We start from the raw sequence: 19,581 nt of genomic DNA on the forward strand, positions 1-19,581 counted from the left end.
ACCAAGGCACTCAAGATCATTGATTCGGCCCTGGCGGCAGTGAACGGCCAGCGAGCCAGCTTTGGCGCCCTGCAGTCCCGCTTCGAAACCACTATCGCAAACCTCACCACGTCCTCCGAAAACATGTCCGCCTCGCGCAGCCGGATCCAAGACGCGGACTTCGCCTCGGAAACCGCCAACCTGTCTCGCTCGCAGATCCTGCAACAGGCCGGCACGGCGATGGTGGCCCAGGCCAACCAGATTCCGCAAGGCGTGCTGTCGCTGCTCAAGTAAACCCCCCTGCGAGGGGAGCGATCATTCACCAAAGGGGCCTGAGGCCCCTTTGTTTTTGACGAAACTGCTTCAGAGACCGCTGGTTTTGGCCGACAAACAAGCGGACACCTATATAAAGTAGCTCCGGCTCCGTTCGCCTCCGGGCTCCTCGACACTCCTCAGCATGTTCGTCATCATCGGTTACCTCGTCTGCCTCGGCTGCATCTTCGGCGTGTACATCGTGCATGGCGGGAACATCTCGGTCATCCTGAAAGCTTTGCCGTTCGAGATCATCACCATTCTGGGCGGCGCGCTGGGCGCGTTCGTGGTGAACAACCAGCCCAAGGTGCTGAAAGCGACTCTCGCGGCGCTCCCCATGGCTTTCAAAGGCTCCAAGTACACCAAGGCGCGGTACATGGAACTGATGGCCATGCTCTATGAAATACTGCAGAAGGCCCGCAAGGAGGGCCTGATGGCGATCGAGAAGGATGTGGAAGCGCCAGGGGAATCCGAGATCTTCAAGAAGTACCCGACCGTGGGAAGCGACCACCATGTGATCGAGTTCACCACCGACTACCTGCGCATGATGGTCTCGGGCAACCTGAACGCCCACGAGATCGAGGCGCTCATGGACAGCGAGATCGAAACCCACCATCAGGAGGCGCATGCCCCCATCGCCGCACTGGCACGCCTGGCGGGCGCCTTGCCCGCCTTCGGGATCGTGGCGGCCGTGCTCGGGGTGGTGAACACCATGGGCTCCGTGGGACAGCCGCCCTCGGTGCTGGGCGGGATGATCGGCTCGGCGCTGGTCGGTACCTTCCTGGGGATTCTGCTGGCCTATGGCGTGGTGGAGCCGCTCGGCGGCCTGGTCGAGCAAAAGACCGAGGACGCATCCAAGGAACTGCTCTGCATCAAATCCACCCTGCTGGCGAGCATGCAGGGCTACAACCCCTCCACGGCCATTGAATTCGGCCGCAAGGTGCTGTTCTCGGGCGACCGGCCCAGCTTCAGCGAGCTGGAAGAGCACGTGAAGGGCAAGAAGTAAGGCCGCGCGCAGCGCCCCGCCAGCATGAGCCATGGCTGAAAAGAAGCTCCAACCGATCATCATCAAGCGCGTCAAGAAGGGCGGCCATGCAGCCCATGGCGGCGCCTGGAAGATCGCCTATGCCGACTTCGTGACGGCCATGATGGCGTTCTTCCTGCTGATGTGGCTGCTGGGCTCCACGGCCAAGGGCGAGCTGCAGGGCATCGCCTCTTATTTCGCGTCGCCCATGAAGGTGGCGATGCAAGGCGGCGATGGCTCGGGCAACAGCTCCAGCATTCTCCCGGGCGGCGGCAACGACCTGACCAAATCCAACGGCCAGATGCGCCGGGCCGAGGCGGAAGCGGTGACTCGGCGCATGAGCGCCGAGGCGATACGGGCGGAGCAGGCCCGCCAGGACCAGGCCCGCATCAAGGCGCTTCGGGCCAAGATCGACGCGCTGATCACGGAAAACCCCAAGCTCAAGGAGTACCGTTCGCAGATCCGCCTCGACCTGACCCCGGATGGCCTGCAAATCCAGATCGTGGACGACCAGAACCGCCCGATGTTCGACAGCGGCAGCGCGCTGGTGAAGCCTTACATGCGCGACATCCTGCGCGAAATCGGTGCCAGCCTGGGCGGCGTCGAGAGCCGCATCAGCCTAGCCGGGCATACCGACGCCACGCCCTACGGCAACGGCGAGCGCGGATACAGCAACTGGGAACTGTCGGTGGACCGCGCCAACGCCTCGCGGCGCGAGCTGGTGGCGGCTGGCATGCCCGACTCCAAGCTGGGCCGCGTGGTCGGACTGGCGGCCAGCGATCCTCTGGAGCCGGATGACCCGAAGGCTCCGGTGAATCGCCGCATTACCATTACCGTATTGACGCGGGAAGCAGAGGAGCGCTTGCTGGGCAAGAGCACCAAAGCAACACCCACTCTGCCATCTGCTGCGGAAAAGCAGGAGAATGCCGCATCCGAGTCCCCGCCGTAACGACTTGTCACAGACGCTACGGCCCATGACACCAAGTACCGTAATTTCCGACCGAAAGGGTCCACAGTGACCACAGCCCTTCGTTTTTTGATCGTTGACGACTTCTCCACAATGCGCCGCATCGTGCGCAACCTGCTGAAAGAAAGCGGGTTCAACGATGCCGATGAGGCAGAAGACGGCGTCGCCGCCCTGAACAAGCTGCGCAACAGCAAGTTCGACTTCGTGGTCACTGACATCAACATGCCGAACATGAACGGCTTTCAGTTGCTGGCCGAGATCAAGAAGGACGACAAGCTCAAGCATCTGCCGGTGCTGATGGTGACGGCAGAAGCCCGCAAGGAAGACATCGTGGCGGCCGCACAAGGCGGCGCATCCGGTTACATCGTCAAGCCCTTCACCAAGGCTACCCTTGAGGAGAAGGTGAGCCTGATCCTCAAGAAGATGGGGCTGTGAGTCATGAAAACATCGGGCACCGCCGCGCTGGACGCGAATAACGACGAGGTCCACCAGAAAATCGGGCAACTCACGCGGCAGTTGCATGACTCACTCAATGAGCTGGGCTATGCCACCAAGCTGCGCGATTCGATGGGCGAGCTGCCCGATGCGCAGAGTCGTCTGTCCTACATCGCCCGGTTGACGGGCGAGGCGGCCGAGAAGGTGCTCAGCCGGGTCGAACTGGCCAAGGCTCAGCATGAGTACATCGCTGCCGAGACGCGCCGGGTAGTGAGCTCTCTGGTGGCCGACCCAGTGGCCGCCGTCGCCAAAGGCGAGATCTTCAACTTCATGACCGATGTGGAAAGGGTCACGAAGGAAGCCGACGTCCACCTGACCGAGATCATGATGGCGCAAGACTTCCACGACCTGACAGGCCAGGTGATCGCCCGTGTGGTGACGCTGGCCGGCACCATCGAGGAGCAGCTGGTTCAGTTGTTGATCCAGACCGCGCCCCCGCAGGCCCAGCCTGTGGCGACCCCCGAGCCGCGCCGCGAGCAACTGCAGGGTCCGGTTGTGAACCCGGAGAGCACGCCCAACGTGGTGTCGAGCCAGTCCGAGGTGGACGACCTGTTGGCCAGCCTGGGCTTCTGAGCCGCCCCTCCCGTACGGAGCCGTCAGGGACACGCGCAGCCTGCGGCCCCTTAATACGCCAAGGCCCTTGTTTATCAAGGGCCTTTTGCTATTTATTTCATAGCGAATGACTGCGCTGAAGGCCCGGGGGCAAGCCCTCCAGCCCCGCATGCACCGGCCGGATTGGCCCCCCTCCCCCCCGCTATTCGGCCTTTAGATCCGACGGCTGCTCACGACAATCGGCATGACCCAGAAGTCATGCCATGAGCTCCAGCCAAGACAAATCCCTACCCGCCACCGAGCAGCGCCTTCGCCAGGTGCGCAAGGACGGCCAGGCTGCGCGCTCGCGGGATCTGTCGCACATCGCCATCCTGGGCATGGGCGCCGTGGCGGTGCTGATGCTGATGCCCTATCTCATCGAGCATCTACAGCGCGCCCTGAGCCGCCAGCTCACCTTCAACGCCGAGACCGTTCACGCCTCCGGCAGCATGCTCACGCGTCTCTCGGAGATGGCGTTGATCGGCCTGGCGGCCTGCGTGGCCTTCGCCCTGCTCACCAGCACTGCGGCCATCGGCAGCGCCATCGCCTCCGGTGGGTGGGTCTACAGCTTCAAGCCCATCACGCCGCAGTTCGGACGGCTCAATCCGCTCTCGGGCTTCGCCAACCTGTTTTCCAAACAGCAGATGGTGACGGTGGGCAAGATGGTGCTGATGAGCGGCATCCTCGCCGCTGTCGCCTGGCACTTCATGAGCTCCAGCATCGAGAAAGTGGCCATGCTGGTGATGCAGCCCTCGCCCGTCGCCATCCGCCAGGCGGGCGAATGGATCACCTCCGGCATGGTGCTGCTGCTGCTGGTGGTGTTCATCGCCGCCGTGATCGACGTGCCGCTGCAACTCTTCTTCTTCAAATCCAAGCAGAAGATGTCGCACGAGGAAGTCAAGCAGGAGCACAAGCAGTCCGACGGCAACCCTGAGATCAAGGGACGCATGCGCCAACGCGCACGCGAGATCGCCAACCGTTCCAGCGTCGCCAACGTGCCCAAGGCCGACTTCGTGGTGATGAACCCGACCCACTACGCCGTGGCCCTGAAGTACGACGAAGCCACGATGAGCGCGCCGCAAGTCATTTCCAAGGGCACCGACATGCTGGCTTTCCGCATCCGCGACCTGGCCAACCAGCATTCCGTGCCGGTGCTGCAGTCGCCCATGCTGGCGCGCGCGCTCTACGCCAATGCCGACCTGGAGCAGCCCATTCCCGCCCAGCTCTACGCGGCCGTGGCGCAGGTGCTGGCCTACGTGTATCGCCTGAAGGCCGCGCTGCGCGGCGAAGGCCGCATGCCCGAACAGCAGCCCGACCCCTACGTACCGCCCGAACTCGATCCGCTCACGCGGACCTCTGCCGCCGCAAAGGCTGACGCACCATGAAAACGCCTTCGATGACCTCGGTCCGCCAGTGGGCGGGTGGCAATGCCTCCATGCTGCAGGGCATGTCCGCGCCGCTGCTGGTGGTGGCCATCCTGGCGCTGATGGTGCTGCCGATTCCTTCTTGGCTGCTGGACACCTTCTTCACCCTCAACATCGCCACCGCGCTGATGGTGATGATGGTGGCGGCCTACATGATCCGGCCGCTGGATTTCGCGGCCTTCCCGTCCGTGCTGCTGCTGACCACGCTGATGCGGCTGTCGCTGAACGTGGCCTCCACCCGGGTGGTGCTGCTCGAAGGCCACACCGGCCCGGGCGCTGCCGGCGCGGTGATCGAAGCCTTCGGCCACTTCCTGATCGGCGGCAACTTCGCCGTCGGCCTGATCGTGTTCGCGATCCTGGTGGTCATCAACTTCGTGGTGGTGACCAAGGGTGCCGAGCGTATCGCCGAAGTCTCGGCCCGCTTCACGCTGGACGCCATGCCCGGCAAGCAGATGGCGGTGGACGCCGACCTGAGCGCCGGCCTGATCGACGAGAAGGAGGCCCGCCGCCGCCGCGCCGAAGTGGCGGAGGAAGCCAACTTCTTCGGTTCGATGGACGGTGCCTCGAAGTTCGTGCGCGGCGACGCAGTCGCCGGCATCCTGATCCTCATCATCAACATCGTGGGCGGCTTCGCCATCGGCATGCTGCAACACGACCTGTCGGCCTCCCAGGCGGCCAACAGCTACATCCTGCTGGCGGTGGGCGATGCGCTGGTGGCGCAGATCCCCGGGCTGCTGATCTCGGTGGCCGCAGCCATGGTGATCTCGCGCGTGGGCAAGGAAGAGGACATGGGCCGCCAGATCGTGCAGCAGCTCTTCATGTCGCCGCGCGTGCTGGGCGTTACCGCCGGCATCCTGATCCTGCTGGGCGTGATCCCCGGCATGCCGCACGCAGTGTTCCTCATCATGGGTGCCGGGCTGGGCTACGGCGCCTGGCTCTTGATGCAGCACCAGAAGCGCCCCGCCCCGGTCGAGGAAGCCCCCGCCCCCGCCGGCGACGGCGAAGCCACCTGGGACGACCTGCAACCCGTGGACCTCCTGGGCCTGGAGCTGGGCTACCGCCTGATCGCACTGGTGGACAAGAACCGGCAGGGCGACCTGCTGACCCGCATCAAGGGCGTGCGCCGCAAGTTCGCGCAGGAAGTGGGTTTCCTGCCGCCGGCCGTCCATGTGCGCGACAACCTGGAACTCAAGCCCAGCGCCTACCGCATCACCCTGCGCGGCGTGGTCGTGGGCGAAGGCGAGGCCTTCCCCGGCATGTTCCTGGCGATCAACCCGGGGGGCATCACCACGCCGCTCATCGGCACGCCCACCACCGATCCGGCCTTCGGTCTGCCAGCGCACTGGATCGACGACCACCAGAAGGAAGCGGCACAAATGGCCGGTTTTACGGTCGTTGATTCGGAAACCGTCATGGCCACCCATTTGTCACACTTGATGCAAGTGCAAGCAGCCAAGTTGCTCAGCCGTACCGAGACACAGCAGTTGGTTGAACACGTGACCCGCCTGGCCCCCAAGCTCATCGAAGAAGTCGTCCCGAAAATGGTCTCCATCGCCACGTTCCAGAAAGTCCTCCAGCTGTTGCTGGAAGAGTCTGTGCACATCCGCGATATCCGCACCATCATCGAAACGCTCGCCGAGCACGCCGGCAGCATCAGCGATCCAGTGGAGCTGGCGCGCCGCGTGCGCATCGCGCTCTCGCCGGCCATCGTGCAGCAGATTTACGGCCCGGTGCGCGAACTGAACGTGATCGCCATCGAGCCCGGGCTGGAACGCCTGCTGGTGCAAGCCTTGGGCAACCCGGGCGGCTCGTCGCTGGACCCAGGCGTGGCCGACATCCTCACGCAGAAGGCGGCCGAAGTCGCCATGAAGCAGGAAGAACAGGGCCTGCCCGCCTGCCTGCTGGTTCCTGACCCCATCCGCAATTCCATCGCCCGCCTGGTGCGCCGCGTCGCGCCCCGCCTGCAGGTGCTCGCCCACAGCGAGATCCCTGAAACGCACACCATCCGCATCGGCCCGATCCTTAAAGGTGCATCCGTATGAACATCAAACGCTTCCACGCCCCCACCTCGCGCGAGGCTCTGGCCAAGGCGCGCATGGCATTCGGCGAGGGCACCCTCATCCTGTCGAACCGCCCCGTGGCGAACGGCGTGGAAGTGGTGGCGACGGCCGAGGACACGCTCTCCTCCAGCCTGGAGCAGGGCCAGGATTCGGCCTCCGCGCCGCTGGCACCCCCACCGGCCGCCAAGGTGGCCGCGCCCACGGCCCGGCGCCTGCACGAGCGCGCCTCCGACATGGCCGCCGAAACGCGCGCGCGCATGCCCTCGCGCCCGCAGCAGCCCCATAGCGGACGCGCGGTGGTCGAGCAGGACACCGAGCAGCTGGCGATGAGCACGCTCTCGTTCCAGGACTACGTGCGCGAGCGCATGCTGCGCCGCCGCCACGAGGCGCTGAACGGTGCGTCGGCCGCAGCCCCGATGCCGCAGGAGCCCCAGCGCCCCGCCTACGCGCCCGAGCCGCGCGAACGCTTGGTGGCGGCCCCACAGCCCGCCCCCGTGGCCCGCCACAACCCGCTGCGTTCCATCCCCATGGATCTCCCCGAGCCGGCGCCCGCGCGCCGCGCAGCGGCCCCCGCGCCGGCCGCTGCGTCGCAAGGCCTCATCAACGAGCTGCAGTCCATGCGCGAGCTGATCGAGGACCGCTTCAACACGCTGACCTGGCTGGGCCAGGCCCGGCAGGACCCGATCCAGTCCAACCTGATGCTCAAGCTCATCCGTGCCGGCTATTCACCCGCCCTGGCGCGCGGCGTGCTGGAGCGCATGCCCGAAGACCTCTCCGCCGGCCACGCCGTGCGCTGGCTGATGGAAGTGCTCGAGCGCAACCTGCGCACTGACTCGCATGCCCGCCCCATCTACGAAGAGGGCGGCATCTTCGCCATGGTGGGCTCCACCGGCGTCGGCAAGACCACCACCACCGCCAAGCTGGCCGCGCTCTGCGCACGCATCCACGGCCCGGGCAGCGTGGGCCTGATCACCCTGGACACCTACCGCGTGGGCGCCCACGAGCAGCTGCGCACCTATGGCCGCATGCTGGGCGTGGTGGCCCATCTCGCGCACGACCGCGCCGCGCTGCAGGATCTGCTCGGCCTGCTGTCGGGCAAGAAGATGGTGCTCATCGACACCACCGGCGTCGCGCCGCGCGACCCGCGCAAGCGCGATCTGCTCGACGTGCTGGATCTGCCCGCAGTCAACCGCCTGCTGGTGCTCAATGCCGGCTGCCACGGCGACACGCTGGACGACGTGCTGGGCGCCTTCAAGACAACGGGCGCACAGCAGGCGATCCTCTCGAAGGTGGACGAAGCCGTGAAGCTCGGCCCCGCCATTGACGCGCTGATCCGTCACCAGATGGTGCTGCGCGGCGTGACCAACGGTCAGCGCGTGCCTGAAGACTGGGAGACCGCCGACGCACACAAGCTCGTGAGCGCATCCATGCGCTCGCCCGCCAAGTCGGCGTTCGACCCCAAGGCCGCCGACCTGAACTTCTTCTTCTCGCAGTCGCCGGAGCTGTCCGCCGAGAGAGGGCTCGCCGATGTTGCTTGATACCGGACTGCATCAGGGCGCGAGCCTGCTCAGCGTCACGCCGCAGGCCGACCTGCGCCTGCTGGCCGTGCTGAACCAGCCCGATGCCACCATGGGCCTGGAAACCCTCTGGCAGATCTGCTCGGGCTTGCAGCGCCTGGGCTACCCCGTGGTGGTGCTGGACGGCACCGCCCGCGAAACCGACGACGCCCCGGGCCTGCAGCAGCTGCTGGCCGCCACCGACTGGCAGGGCGGCAGCCTCTCGCGCGGGGCATCGCATACCGAATCGCTGGCCGTAGTGCCCGCCGCGTACGGCATGCTCCAGCTGGCCGGGCAGGCCGCTTGGAACGACACCTCGGTGCTGCAGCGCCTTTACCCGCTCTTTCGGGCCTACGCACTGGTGGTCGCCTACGGGTCACCTCAGGTGATGGCACCGCTGCTGCGCGGTAGCGCCGTGCTGCCGCTGGTCATGGCAGAACCGGGAGCACTGGGCGTGGAGCAAAGCTATCGCCAGCTCAAGCACATGGCGGTGCATGCGGGCCTGCAATGCACGGTGGCATCGGTGGTGCAGCCCGGCCCATCGGAAGCGCGCCGCGCCAATGCGGCCCGCGTGGCCCTGGATGCACTGCAAAATTGCGCCTCCATGCACCTGGGCCATGCGCCATGCACCACCATCGTGCGAGCCGGCAGCCCCCAGGACGTGCAGCGCCTGGCCTTGCAACTGCTGGAAAACGCATGCACCATGGGCACCGGCATGCCCGCCTTGCCCCCTTACCGCCACCCGGAGCCCGCCGCGCATTTCGTTCGGAGCCACTGACCTCCATGATGTACACCGCCAAAGGCCAGCTCGATCGCGATGCGCAGCTCCGCCAGCACGTTCCCCTCGTGCGGCGGATCGCACACCACATGATCGCCAAGCTCCCGCCCAACGTGGAGCTCGACGACCTCATCCAGGTCGGGATGATTGGCCTGTCCGAAGCCCTGTCACGGTACGAAGCCGCCCAGGGCGTGCAGTTCGAGACCTTCGCCAGCCAGCGCATCCGCGGCGCCATGCTCGACGAATTGCGTGAGGGCGACTGGATGTCGCGCAGTTCGCGCAAGAGCCAGAAGGACATCGAGCACGCCGTCCAGCGCATGGAGCAGAAACTCGGCCGCAGCCCCCTCGAATCCGAGATCGCAGAAGAACTCGGCCTCTCGCTGGCCGACTACCAGTCGCTGCTGGGCAAAGTGCGCGGCACGCAGCTGGTCTATCTCGAAGACATGAGCCGGGGCGGCGAAGACGATGACAGCTTCCTCGACCGACACGTGGCCGACAACGAGGCCGACCCGATGGCCGTGCTGCGCGACCAGCGCCTCAAGGCCTCGCTGGTCGCCGCCATCAAGACGCTGCCCGAACGCGAGCAGTACATCATGGGCATGTACTACGAGCACGACATGAACCTGAAGGAAATCGCCGCCGTGCTGGGCGTGACCGAGTCGCGCGTCTGCCAGCTGCACAGCCAGTCCATCGCCCGGCTGCGCGCCAAGATGCGCTCGCACTGAGGACGGGCGCCCCGGCACTGCGGCCGGAACCACCCCAGAAGCACAAAGGCCGACGCATGTCGGCCTTTTCTCTTTTTCACGGGGCGCTGGGCACCCTATTGAGTCGGAATTCCTAAAACCCGGCGATCAGCCCGGACCGCGATAGATGCGGGCGGCGGTCTGGCCGCGGCTTCCGCCGTAGGTCACCACGCCTGGCACGGGGGGCAGAAGCGCTGCGGTCTGGCGCTCGGTCAGTGCCAGCACGCGGGCCAGCTGATCGCGCAGCAGGGGTAGGCGGGCGCCGATGGCACGAATGCGCTGGGCCTGGCCGTCGTCCGGCTGCACGCCGCTGCCGCCCAGCGCCTGAGCCAGTGCGGTGGCGGCCGCACGCAATTGAACCGCGGCCTTTTCAAGGGTGAGGGGGTCGGTGGCCAGCAATGCGTCCTGCACGGCCTGCAGCTGAGCCTCGACGGTGGAGAGAGTGGCTTCGAGGGACATGGGGCGAGTCTAGGGCGAATCGCCGGGCCGGGGAACGCGGGGAGATGGCCAGCGCGGCGGGAATCAGCCGCGGGAACGGGAGAAGGTCTCTTCGGCGTTGGCGAGCAGCTTGTCGGCAATGGCCTCGGCATCGACAGTGAACGTTCCGTTGTCGATGGCAGCTTTCACGGCCTTGACCTTGCCGGCGTCGAATTCAGCCGGGCCGCGCGCCGACGCATCCACGCCGCGGGCAGCGTTGGAGAACGTGACGGGCACACCGGCAGCCGCCGACAAGCCGGCGCTCTTTGCCACGGCTTCGGCTGCGGGCACGGGTGCCTTGGCCTGCTGCTGCTTGGCGGCGGCCTGGGCAATGGCGTTCCCGATGTCTGAGTTGTTTCCAATCTTCATAGCTCTCTCCACCACCCCGTCAGATGGGGGGCTCTGTAGCCATGTTTTCGGCCTGTCATCAGCGGACTTGAGGGCTTTATTGATGTCCGAACGTTACAAGGTAGCTTCTATCGTCCCATCCTGAGACACAGTCCCACTGATCACGCGGCCATTATCCATGCGCACACGAATACTCTGCCCTACCGCCCCCGCTGTGATGGCCTGGCCTGAGGACGTGACCGAGAAGCCGGGGCCCTGGGCCACGACCCGCACCTGGGTGCCGGCCTTGAACAGCTCGGGGGCGCGGATCATATTCTGACGCAGGGTCTGGCCCGCGAGCAAATAGCGCGAGGCGATCAGCCCCACCCAGGACTCCGCAGTGGCTGCCACCGGCGCCGTATCGGCCGCCCAGTCCACCTCGCTCTCCATGGCGTCGGCAGCAGTCAGCACGGTGCCCGCCGGCACATTGCCGGTCAGCACGAACGCGGGCCCCCACGCCTTGATGGTGACGGGCAGGAAAACGTTCCAACGCGTGGCGCCGTCCAGGCAGCGCAGGCCCAGGCGGGTGCGGCCCCAGAGGCGCGCGCCGATGGGCAGGTAGGGCTCCACCCGGTTACACGGCGCCAGGCGCAGGCGGGGGTCTAGTGAGCCCACGCTCACTTCCATGCGCAGCGGCATGGAGCCAGCCGCTCCTTGGGCCTGCGCAGCCTGCACCGCCTCGTTGAGCCAGCGGGCGGACAGCGTGCCCAGATCTCCCGCCGGATCGGCGGAGACTGCCGGCTGTGGTTGCTGCTGGGCCCCGGCCGCCAGCGCCAGGCCAGCGCCCAGCACCGCCGCGCCGGCCCGGCGCCACGCGCGAGAAAGGTATGACAGGGGATGGGGATTCATGGAAAGGGCCTCCTTGGGGCGGCTGCGCAACGGGGAAATGCAAACAGGACATACGGCAGGAGCCCCAGCTGGCCCTCGTTGCGTGCGGGCGGGCAGCGTCCATGCGTCACGGCAGTCACTGTAGGGCGGCAGCGGCACACGCGATGGACCGAACTGCCCATCGTTTCCCGCGTTCTTCGCGCTTTAGAAAACCCGGGCCGATTCCACAATCGCTGCACGCCAAAAGTTCGCCTGGACCCTGGCACCCACCACACCGAGAGCGAGGACGCCATGCTCGACAAGATGACCAACCAACTGGATTTCCACGGCAACGCGCTGCTGCTGCGTTCCGAGCGCCAGCGTGTCATCGCGAGCAACATCGCCAACGCCGACACCCCCGGCTACGTGGCTCGGGATTTCAAGTTTGCCGATGCGCTGCGCGAGGTCTCGCAAGCTTCCAGCCCCACCTCGGAGCGCAATCAGCTGCGCCAGCAGAGCGTGAGCGATCCGCACCACATCCCGCTGCCGTCGCCCACCATCGGCAGCTTCGCGGGCGGCACGCTGGGATACGCGGTGGAGACCCAGCCCAGCCTGGACAACAACACCGTGGATATGGACCGCGAGCGGGCCGCCTTCATGGACAACGCCGTGCGCTATGAGGCCACGCTGCGCTTCATCAACGGCAATGCCAAGACCATGCTGAGCGCCATTCAGGGCCAGTGACCGCGTAGCCGCACCCGCCCACGCCCCGCAGAAAGAGCGACGACACCATGTCCATGTTCTCCATCTTCAACGTCTCGTCGAGCGCGATCAGCGCCCAGTCGCAGCGCCTCAACGCGGTGGCCAGCAACCTGGCCAACGTGGACGCCGTCGCCGGCCCGGACGGCCAGGCGTACAAGGCCCGGCAGGTGGTGTTCCAGACGGCCCCCATGGGCGGCGAAGGCGCGGCCGGCGTGCGCGTGAGCGCCATCGAGGAGAGCCAGGTGCCGGGCCGCCGTGTGCACGACCCGAGCAATCCGTCCGCCGACGCGGACGGCTACGTCACGCATTCCAACGTGAACGCGGTGGAGGAGATGGTCAACATGATCTCCGCCTCGCGCTCCTACCAGAACAACGTCGAGGTGATGAACACCGCCAAGACGCTGCTGCTCAAGACCCTGCAGATGGGCCAGTGAGCACCTCCGCCGCCCTGCCCCCACCCGCACGAAAGCACTCGCCATGATCCTCAACCCCGTCGGCTCGACCGCCACCGTCAATTCCGGCAGTTCCGCCAGTTCCACGACGGACCCGGCCGCCATGCAGGACCGCTTCCTGAAGCTGCTGGTCGCGCAGCTGAACAACCAGGACCCGATGAACCCGCTGGACAACGCGCAGATGACCTCGCAGATGGCGCAGATCAACACCGTCTCGGGCATCCAGACGCTGAACCAGACGATGCAGTCCATGGCGGCGCAGTTCTCCACCATGCAAACGCTGCAGGGCACGCAGATGATCGGCCGCTCGGTGCTGGCCGAGGGCAACAAGCTCAGCACGTCCAGCGGCGTGAGCAAGGGGCAGTTCGAGCTGTCCGGCGCTGCCGCCAACACGCGCGTGGAGATCGTCACGCCCGGCGGCGTGGTGGTCGGCACGGTGGAGATGGGCGCACAGGAAAAGGGCCGCCAGTCCTTCCAATGGGATTCGAGCAAGTACGCGGGCGACGTTTCGACGCTCACCTTCCGGGTCGCGGCCAGTGCCACGGACGGCACGTCGGTGCAGGCCACGACGCTGCAGGCCGCCAAGGTCGCCGGCACGGGCTCGAACAACGGAGCACTCACCCTCACGCTGGACACAGGCGACACCGTGGCCTACGACCAGATCCGCGCGGTGCTCTGAACCGCGCCCCGCCCTCACCTGCACCACCGAATCGACCCGCCCCACACAGGAGCACACCATGAGTTTCCAGCAAGGCCTCTCCGGGCTGAACGCCTCCAGCAAGAACCTGGACGTCATCGGCCACAACATCGCCAACTCCGGCACCACCGGCTTCAAGGCGTCCCGCGCCGAATTCGCCGAAATGGTGGCCAATGCCATCGGCTCCGCAGGCGGCACCAACTCCGGCATCGGCGTGGAAGTGGCGGCGGTCGCCCAGCAGTTCAACCAGGGCAACGTCTCCGTGACCGGCAACAGCCTGGACGTGGCCATCAACGGCAACGGCTTCTTCACGTTGCAGCAGTCTGACGGCTCACGCGCCTACACCCGCGCCGGCAACTTCAAGCTGGACACCAACGGCAACGTGGTCACCAACAACGGCGCCAAGGTGATGGGCTACGCCATCGACCCGGTCACCGGCACACGTACGGCGAGCAACGCCATGCCGCTGCAGTTCCCGACCACAGCCCCCATTCCGGCCAAACAGACCGCGAACATCACCGCCTCGTTCAACCTCGACGCCCGCGCCGTCAACGCAGCAGGCGATCCCACGGCCACCCCGCCGGTGCCGGCCACGCCGCGCGCCACCTACGGCACCTCGATCAACGTTTATGACGGCCAGGGCGTTGCCAAGCCGGTGAGCCTGTACTTCTCCAAGAATTCGGCCAACACCTGGGACGTGTACGACTCGCTCGACACCACCGCAACGCCCGTGGGCCAGATCACGTTCGACAGCAACGGCGCCATCGTCAGTCCGGTCGCGCCGCCACCGGCGAGCGGCTTCTCGCTGCCGCTGACCATCGCCCCGAGCCCGCCCAACCCCAATGGCCTGCCCAACTACCAAGTGCAGGTGAAGCTCGACCAGGTGACCCAGTTCGGCCAGAAGTTCGCCGTGTCCGACCTCAAGCAGGACGGCTACACATCGGGCCAGCTGACCGGCATCAACATCGAGAACAACGGCATGGTCATGACGCGCTATTCCAACGGCGTGACCCGTGCCGAAGCCCAGGTGGCGCTGGCGTCCTTCCGCAATACGCAGGGCCTCTCGGACGTGGGCAACAACAGCTGGGTGGAGACCTTCGAGTCCGGCCAGCCGGTGCTGGGCACGCCCACCGACGGCAACCTGGGTGCCTTGCGCTCCGGCGCGCTGGAAGACTCCAACGTGGACCTGACGGCCGAACTGGTCAACATGATGACCGCGCAGCGCAACTACCAAGCCAACGCCCAGACGATCAAGACGCAGGACCAGGTGCTGTCCACGCTGGTCAACCTGCGCTGACGCCTTTCCCGCAGCCCCCATCGCCACCTGACGGAGACATCGCATGGATCGCATGATCTACACCTCCATGACCGGCGCCAGCGCCGCCTCTCACCGGCAGGCGGTGCTGTCCAACAACCTGGCCAATGTGTCCACCGACGGCTTCCGCGCCGAGATGTCCACGTTCCGCTCGGTGCCCATCCAGGGCGGCGGCTCCACGACCCGCGTGTTCGGGCTGGAAGCCACCTCCGGCCATAACGACGCCCCCGGCCCGGTGCAGCGCACCGGGCGCAACCTGGACGCAATGGCCGTGGGCAAAGCCTGGTTCGCCGTGCAGGGCACGGACGGCACCGAGGCCTACACGCGCGCCGGCTCGTTCGAGGTGACGCCCACCGGCCAGCTGGTCACGCGTACCGGCCTGCCCGTGCTCTCCGACGGCGGCGGCCCCATCGAGCTGCCCCAAGGCGCCGACGTGACGCTCGGCTCGGACGGCACGCTCACCGCCACCATCGCCGGCCAGCGTCCGCAGGCCGTGGGCCGGCTGAAGCTGGTCACGCCGACGGAAGACGACCCGCTCAAGCGCGGCGACGACACACTGTTCCGTTCCACATCGGGTGATCCGCTGCCCGCCGACCAGAACGCACGCCTGCTGGCAGGCGCCACCGAAGGCTCCAACGTCAACGCGGTGGAGTGCATGGTCGGAATGATTGCGGCCTCGCGCCAGTTCGAGCAGCAAATCCGCCTCCTGCAGACCGCCGAGAGCGATGACAAGACCGCCGCCCAGTTGCTGAGCCTGAACGGCTGATGCACCCGGCAGCCCCCCACCGACAGCCCCAGGAATCGCCATGATCAATTCCCTCTGGATCGCCAAGACCGGCATGAGCGCCCAGCAGACGCAGCTGGACGTGATCTCCCACAACCTGGCCAACGTCTCCACCACCGGCTACAAGCGCAACAACGCGGTGTTCGAAGACCTGATCTACCAGAACCTGCGCCAGGTCGGCGCGCAAAGCACCGAGCAGAACCAGCTGCCCACCGGCCTGCACCTGGGCCTGGGCGTGCGCACCGTGGCTACCAGCCGCAACTTCACGCAAGGCAGCCTGCAACAGACGGGCAACCGGTTGGACGTGGCCATCAACGGCAACGGCTTCTTCGAGGTGACCATGCCCGACGGCACCATCGGCTATACGCGCGACGGCTCCTTCCAGCTCGACTCGCAAGGCCGCATCGTCAACTCCAACGGCTTGCCGGTCGCCAACGGCATCACGGTGCCGGGCAACGCGACCAGCCTCAACATCAGCGAGGACGGTATCGTCACGGCCACCCTGCCGGGCAACACGCAGCCCCAGCAGCTGGGGTCGCTGGCCATGGCCAGCTTCATCAATTCCGCCGGCCTGGAGCCGGTGGGCCAGAACCTCTACAAGGAATCGGCCGCCTCCGGCCAGCCCCAGCAGGGCACGCCCGGCACCAACGGCCTGGGCGTGATGCGCCAGGGCTTCCTGGAGTCCTCCAACGTCAACGTGGTGGAAGAGCTGGTCACGATGATCCAGACCCAGCGCGCCTACGAAATGAATTCCAAGGCCATCCAGACGTCCGACCAGATGCTGGCCAAGCTCGCGCAGCTGTGATGCGCTGCGCACCCGAAGGAAACACGCCATGAACCGCCTTGCCATCACCGGCGTCCTGCGCCTGGGCACCCTCCTGTCGCTGCTGGCAGCCGCCGCCGGCTGCGCCCCGCTCAATCCGCCGCCGCCGGTCGATCTGGTCTCCACCGCGCCGCCCATGATCGCGCCGCCGGTCCGCCCTACGGGCCCGGCCACCGGGAGCCTGTTCCATTCGGCCAGCTACCGGCCCGTCTTTGAGGACCGACGCGCGCGCCTCGTGGGCGACGTGGTCACTATCCAGATCGTGGAAAACGTGTCGGCCAAGCAGAACTCCACCTCCACGGTGGGGCGCACCTCCGACACCAAGGCCGGCATCACCGCGCTGCCGTTCATGGGTGGTGGCGCGCTGGGCAAGCTGGGCGTGGGCGCCAGCAGCAGCAATGCCTTCTCGGGCAAGGGCGGCACCGAGAGCACCAACACCTTCACCGGCACCATCACCACCACGGTGGTCGAGGTGCTGCCCAACGGCCACCTGGTGGTGGCGGGCGAAAAGCAGATCGGCGTGAACGAGAACGTGGACGTGATGCGTTTCTCCGGCACGGTGGACCCGCGCTCGCTGCAGCCGGGCAGCGTGGTCAGCTCCACGCTCGTGGCCAATGCACGCCTGCAGTCGCGCGGCCGCGGCGCGCAGAGCGAGGCGCAGGCCATGGGCTGGCTCTCGCGCGCGTTCAACTCGGTCGCGCCGTTCTGACGGAAGCGCCCCGGCCGAAATGGCCGGCGGGCGCGCATCACTTGCTACGTTATTCATAGCTGCGAGCGCCCACTGAATGGGCGCTCGCAGCCGTTTTTGCCAGGATATCGGGCAAGGCGCGCAACAGCGCGCCTTGCCGGCAATTGGCGGGTGAACCGGCGTCTTTTTCGGGATTCCCCGAAACGCCCCGCTTTCACAATCGAGCCCATGAAAGCTCTGACCGCCCCTTTCGCCTCCGGCTCGCTGCGCCATGCCAGCCTTCCGCGCGCCCGCCTGGCGCTGGCGTCGCTGGCGATGCTTCTGGGCGCGCTGCTCGCAGCCCAGCCTGCGCATGCGCTGCGCATCAAGGAGCTGGCGGCCGTGCAGGGGGTGCGCAGCAACCAGTTGACCGGCTACGGGCTGGTGGTGGGCCTGGACGGAACGGGCGACCAGACCACGCAGATGCCCATCACCACGCAGGCCATGTCCAATTACCTGCAGCAGATGGGCATCAGCCTGCCGCCAGGCACCACGGCGCCGCAGCTCAAGAACGTGGCGACGGTGATCGTCACCGCGCAGCTGCCGGCCTTCGCCCAGCCGGGCCAGAACATCGACGTCGTCGTCTCCTCGATGGGCAACGCCAAGTCGCTCAAGGGCGGCACGCTGATCGCCACGCCGCTGCGCGGTGCCGACGGAGAGATCTACGCGCTGGCCCAGGGCAACCTGGTGGTGGGTGGCGCGGGCGCTGCCGCTGGCGGCAGCAAGGTGCAGATCAACCACCTGAGCGCGGGCCGCATTCCCGAGGGCGCGCAGGTCGAACGCGCAGTGCCCACGCCGCTCAACGATGGCGACACCATCAGCCTGGGCCTGAACTCTTCCGACTTCCAGACCGCCCGCAAGGTGGCCCAGACCATCAACAGCCGCCTGGGCCCGGGCACGGCCACCGCGCTGGACGGCCGCACGGTGCAGGTGCGCGCGCCGCAGGACCCCGGTGGCCGCGTGAACTTCATCGCCGAGCTGGAGGAGCTGCCCGTTCCCGACTCCGTGCCATCGGCCAAGGTGGTCATCAACGCCCGCACGGGCTCCATCGTGCTGAACCAGGCCGTGACGCTGGGGCCCTGCGCCATCGCGCACGGCAACCTGTCGATCAGCATCAGCTCCACGCCCGTCATCAGCCAGCCTGGCGCCCTGTCGCAAGGCCAGACCGTGGTGGCGCAAAAGAGCGACATCCAGGTCAAGCAAGAGGGCGGCAAGGTGCTGGAGATGCCTGCATCGCCGCAGCTGGCCGACGTGGTGCGCGCACTCAATTCGCTCGGTGCCACGCCGCAAGACCTGCTGGCCATCCTGCAGGCCATCAAGGCCGCCGGCGCGCTGAACGCCGAACTGGAGGTCATCTGACCATGACGTCGGGACCCCGTCCTTCCCTTCCGCTCCGCTGCGCCGCCGCCCGCCGGCCGGCGCGTCGCTGAGCCCCTGCAGGAGCGCATGCCATGGCCCTTTCCTCCGCCCTGTCCACCGCACCCTCGCCCTCCATGTCCAGCCAACAGTCGCTGGCGGTGGATGCGCGCTCGCTCAACGCGCTGAAGATGCAGGCGGGCAAGAACAGCCCCGACGCCGCCAAGGAAGCGGCCAAGCAGTTCGAGTCGCTCTTCATGCGCGAGATGATCAAGAGCATGCGCGAGGCGACGATGAAAGCCGGCCTGCTCGAAGGCGCCGAAGGCAACATGGCCAGCGACATGTTCGACCAGCAGCTGTCGGTGCAGATGTCGGGCCGGCCCGGTGGCCTCTCCGAAGCCATCCAGCGCCAGCTGACCAAGCAGATGGGCGGCGACACCGAAGCGACCCTGGTGCCCGGCTCCACGCTCGGGCTGGACGCCAGTCTGCGCCTGCGCAGCAACGGCGTGCGCTCCAGCTCTGCGTCCGCCCCGGTGGATGCAACGGCGCCAGCGCCCAAGGGCCGCGAAAAATTCGTGCAGCACCACCGCGCTGCCGCCGAGCGCGTGGCGCAGGAAAGCGGCATCCCCGCCAGCTTCATGCTGGGCCAGGCCGGCCACGAGACCGGCTGGGGGCGCGCCGAGATCCGCACCAGGGAGGGCGGCAACTCGTTCAACCTGTTCGGCATCAAGGCCGGCAAGGGGTGGACGGGCAAGGTCGCCGAAGTCACCACCACCGAATACGTGGGCGGCGTTGCGCGCAAGGTGACGGCCAAGTTCCGCGCCTACGATTCCTACGAGGACTCGTTCAAGGATTACGCCAATCTCATCAACGACAACCCGCGCTACGAAAAGGCTCGCGCCAAGACGCATTCGGCCGTGGCCTACGCGGCCGAGCTGCAGAAGGCCGGCTACGCCACCGACCCGCAATACGCCCACAAGCTCAGCCGTGCCATCCAGAGCACGCTGAACGTGGCGCCCACGAGTGTGGCGCGCAACGTGTCGCAGACGCAGGTGTGATCGAGGA

At 66.8% G+C, this 19,581-nt stretch carries 22 protein-coding genes; 19 read left to right on the top strand and 3 right to left on the bottom strand.

Features of this window, described 5'->3' with window-relative positions; all coding sequences use genetic code 11:
- From AC3A84_RS06580 to AC3A84_RS06625, 10 genes are all read left to right on the top strand, one after another.
- A partial coding sequence (locus AC3A84_RS06580; RefSeq protein ID WP_487968801.1) for a flagellin occupies nucleotides 1-273 on the top strand: 273 nt, incomplete at its 5' end.
- 163 nt (nucleotides 274-436) lie between these two features.
- A complete protein-coding gene (gene motA, locus AC3A84_RS06585; protein WP_487968802.1) occupies nucleotides 437-1,297 on the top strand; it encodes a flagellar motor stator protein MotA in 861 nt (286 codons plus the stop codon).
- Between the two features lie 31 nt (nucleotides 1,298-1,328).
- Nucleotides 1,329-2,264, top strand: a complete 936-nt coding sequence (motB, locus tag AC3A84_RS06590; RefSeq protein ID WP_487968803.1) for a flagellar motor protein MotB — start codon at nucleotides 1,329-1,331, stop codon at nucleotides 2,262-2,264.
- 66 nt (nucleotides 2,265-2,330) lie between these two features.
- Nucleotides 2,331-2,717: a chemotaxis response regulator CheY gene (cheY, locus tag AC3A84_RS06595; protein WP_487968804.1), complete on the top strand. Its 387-nt coding sequence runs from the start codon at nucleotides 2,331-2,333 to the stop codon at nucleotides 2,715-2,717.
- Nucleotides 2,718-2,720: 3 nt separating this feature from the next.
- Nucleotides 2,721-3,350, top strand: a complete 630-nt coding sequence (locus AC3A84_RS06600; protein WP_487968805.1) for a protein phosphatase CheZ — start codon at nucleotides 2,721-2,723, stop codon at nucleotides 3,348-3,350.
- Between the two features lie 242 nt (nucleotides 3,351-3,592).
- On the top strand, nucleotides 3,593-4,753 hold the full coding sequence (locus AC3A84_RS06605) for an EscU/YscU/HrcU family type III secretion system export apparatus switch protein (protein WP_487968806.1): 1,161 nt from the start codon (nucleotides 3,593-3,595) through the stop codon (nucleotides 4,751-4,753).
- Entirely contained in the window at nucleotides 4,750-6,834 is a 2,085-nt protein-coding gene (gene flhA / locus AC3A84_RS06610; protein WP_487968807.1) for a flagellar biosynthesis protein FlhA, read from the top strand. Before AC3A84_RS06605 ends, flhA begins: the two co-directional genes overlap by 4 nt.
- Nucleotides 6,831-8,390, top strand: a complete 1,560-nt coding sequence (flhF, locus tag AC3A84_RS06615; RefSeq protein WP_487968808.1) for a flagellar biosynthesis GTPase FlhF — start codon at nucleotides 6,831-6,833, stop codon at nucleotides 8,388-8,390. Before flhA ends, flhF begins: the two co-directional genes overlap by 4 nt.
- Entirely contained in the window at nucleotides 8,380-9,186 is an 807-nt protein-coding gene (locus tag AC3A84_RS06620; RefSeq protein ID WP_487968809.1) for a hypothetical protein, read from the top strand. Before flhF ends, AC3A84_RS06620 begins: the two co-directional genes overlap by 11 nt.
- Before the next feature lie 8 nt (nucleotides 9,187-9,194).
- The gene (locus AC3A84_RS06625; RefSeq protein ID WP_487968835.1) at nucleotides 9,195-9,911 is read left to right on the top strand and encodes an RNA polymerase sigma factor FliA; all 717 of its coding nucleotides are present in this window, start codon (nucleotides 9,195-9,197) and stop codon (nucleotides 9,909-9,911) included.
- 126 nt (nucleotides 9,912-10,037) lie between these two features.
- On the opposite strand, the gene AC3A84_RS06630 is transcribed toward AC3A84_RS06625, so the two are convergent.
- The 3 genes from AC3A84_RS06630 to flgA all read right to left on the bottom strand — a co-directional run bounded on the left by AC3A84_RS06630 (nucleotide 10,038) and on the right by flgA (nucleotide 11,642).
- On the bottom strand, nucleotides 10,038-10,388 hold the full coding sequence (locus AC3A84_RS06630) for a hypothetical protein (RefSeq protein ID WP_487968810.1): 351 nt from the start codon (nucleotides 10,386-10,388) through the stop codon (nucleotides 10,038-10,040).
- A 63-nt stretch (nucleotides 10,389-10,451) separates the two neighbouring features.
- A complete protein-coding gene (gene flgM / locus AC3A84_RS06635) occupies nucleotides 10,452-10,775 on the bottom strand; it encodes a flagellar biosynthesis anti-sigma factor FlgM (RefSeq protein WP_487968811.1) in 324 nt (107 codons plus the stop codon).
- Nucleotides 10,776-10,868: 93 nt separating this feature from the next.
- Nucleotides 10,869-11,642 carry a flagellar basal body P-ring formation chaperone FlgA gene (gene flgA / locus AC3A84_RS06640; protein ID WP_487968812.1) on the bottom strand — a complete coding sequence of 258 codons (774 nt, stop codon included), beginning with the start codon at nucleotides 11,640-11,642 and terminating at the stop codon, nucleotides 10,869-10,871.
- A 270-nt stretch (nucleotides 11,643-11,912) separates the two neighbouring features.
- On the opposite strand from flgA, the gene flgB reads away from it, so the two are divergent.
- From flgB to flgJ, 9 genes are all read left to right on the top strand, one after another.
- Nucleotides 11,913-12,344, top strand: a complete 432-nt coding sequence (flgB, locus tag AC3A84_RS06645) for a flagellar basal body rod protein FlgB (RefSeq protein WP_487968813.1) — start codon at nucleotides 11,913-11,915, stop codon at nucleotides 12,342-12,344.
- Nucleotides 12,345-12,391: 47 nt separating this feature from the next.
- Nucleotides 12,392-12,796, top strand: coding sequence for a flagellar basal body rod protein FlgC (flgC, locus tag AC3A84_RS06650; protein ID WP_487968814.1), 405 nt, complete (start codon nucleotides 12,392-12,394; stop codon nucleotides 12,794-12,796).
- Between the two features lie 43 nt (nucleotides 12,797-12,839).
- Nucleotides 12,840-13,493, top strand: a complete 654-nt coding sequence (locus AC3A84_RS06655) for a flagellar hook assembly protein FlgD (RefSeq protein WP_487968815.1) — start codon at nucleotides 12,840-12,842, stop codon at nucleotides 13,491-13,493.
- 58 nt (nucleotides 13,494-13,551) lie between these two features.
- Nucleotides 13,552-14,808, top strand: a complete 1,257-nt coding sequence (flgE, locus tag AC3A84_RS06660; protein WP_487968816.1) for a flagellar hook protein FlgE — start codon at nucleotides 13,552-13,554, stop codon at nucleotides 14,806-14,808.
- A 43-nt stretch (nucleotides 14,809-14,851) separates the two neighbouring features.
- Nucleotides 14,852-15,592: a flagellar basal-body rod protein FlgF gene (flgF, locus tag AC3A84_RS06665; protein WP_487968817.1), complete on the top strand. Its 741-nt coding sequence runs from the start codon at nucleotides 14,852-14,854 to the stop codon at nucleotides 15,590-15,592.
- A gap of 40 nt (nucleotides 15,593-15,632) precedes the next feature.
- Nucleotides 15,633-16,415, top strand: a complete 783-nt coding sequence (gene flgG / locus AC3A84_RS06670; protein ID WP_092942109.1) for a flagellar basal-body rod protein FlgG — start codon at nucleotides 15,633-15,635, stop codon at nucleotides 16,413-16,415.
- A 28-nt stretch (nucleotides 16,416-16,443) separates the two neighbouring features.
- Entirely contained in the window at nucleotides 16,444-17,142 is a 699-nt protein-coding gene (locus AC3A84_RS06675; RefSeq protein ID WP_487968818.1) for a flagellar basal body L-ring protein FlgH, read from the top strand.
- Between the two features lie 294 nt (nucleotides 17,143-17,436).
- Nucleotides 17,437-18,519 carry a flagellar basal body P-ring protein FlgI gene (locus AC3A84_RS06680; RefSeq protein ID WP_487968836.1) on the top strand — a complete coding sequence of 361 codons (1,083 nt, stop codon included), beginning with the start codon at nucleotides 17,437-17,439 and terminating at the stop codon, nucleotides 18,517-18,519.
- A 92-nt stretch (nucleotides 18,520-18,611) separates the two neighbouring features.
- Entirely contained in the window at nucleotides 18,612-19,574 is a 963-nt protein-coding gene (gene flgJ, locus AC3A84_RS06685; RefSeq protein ID WP_487968819.1) for a flagellar assembly peptidoglycan hydrolase FlgJ, read from the top strand.
- Nucleotides 19,575-19,581 lie beyond the last annotated feature (7 nt).

This window comes from Paracidovorax sp. (genome assembly GCF_057642795.1).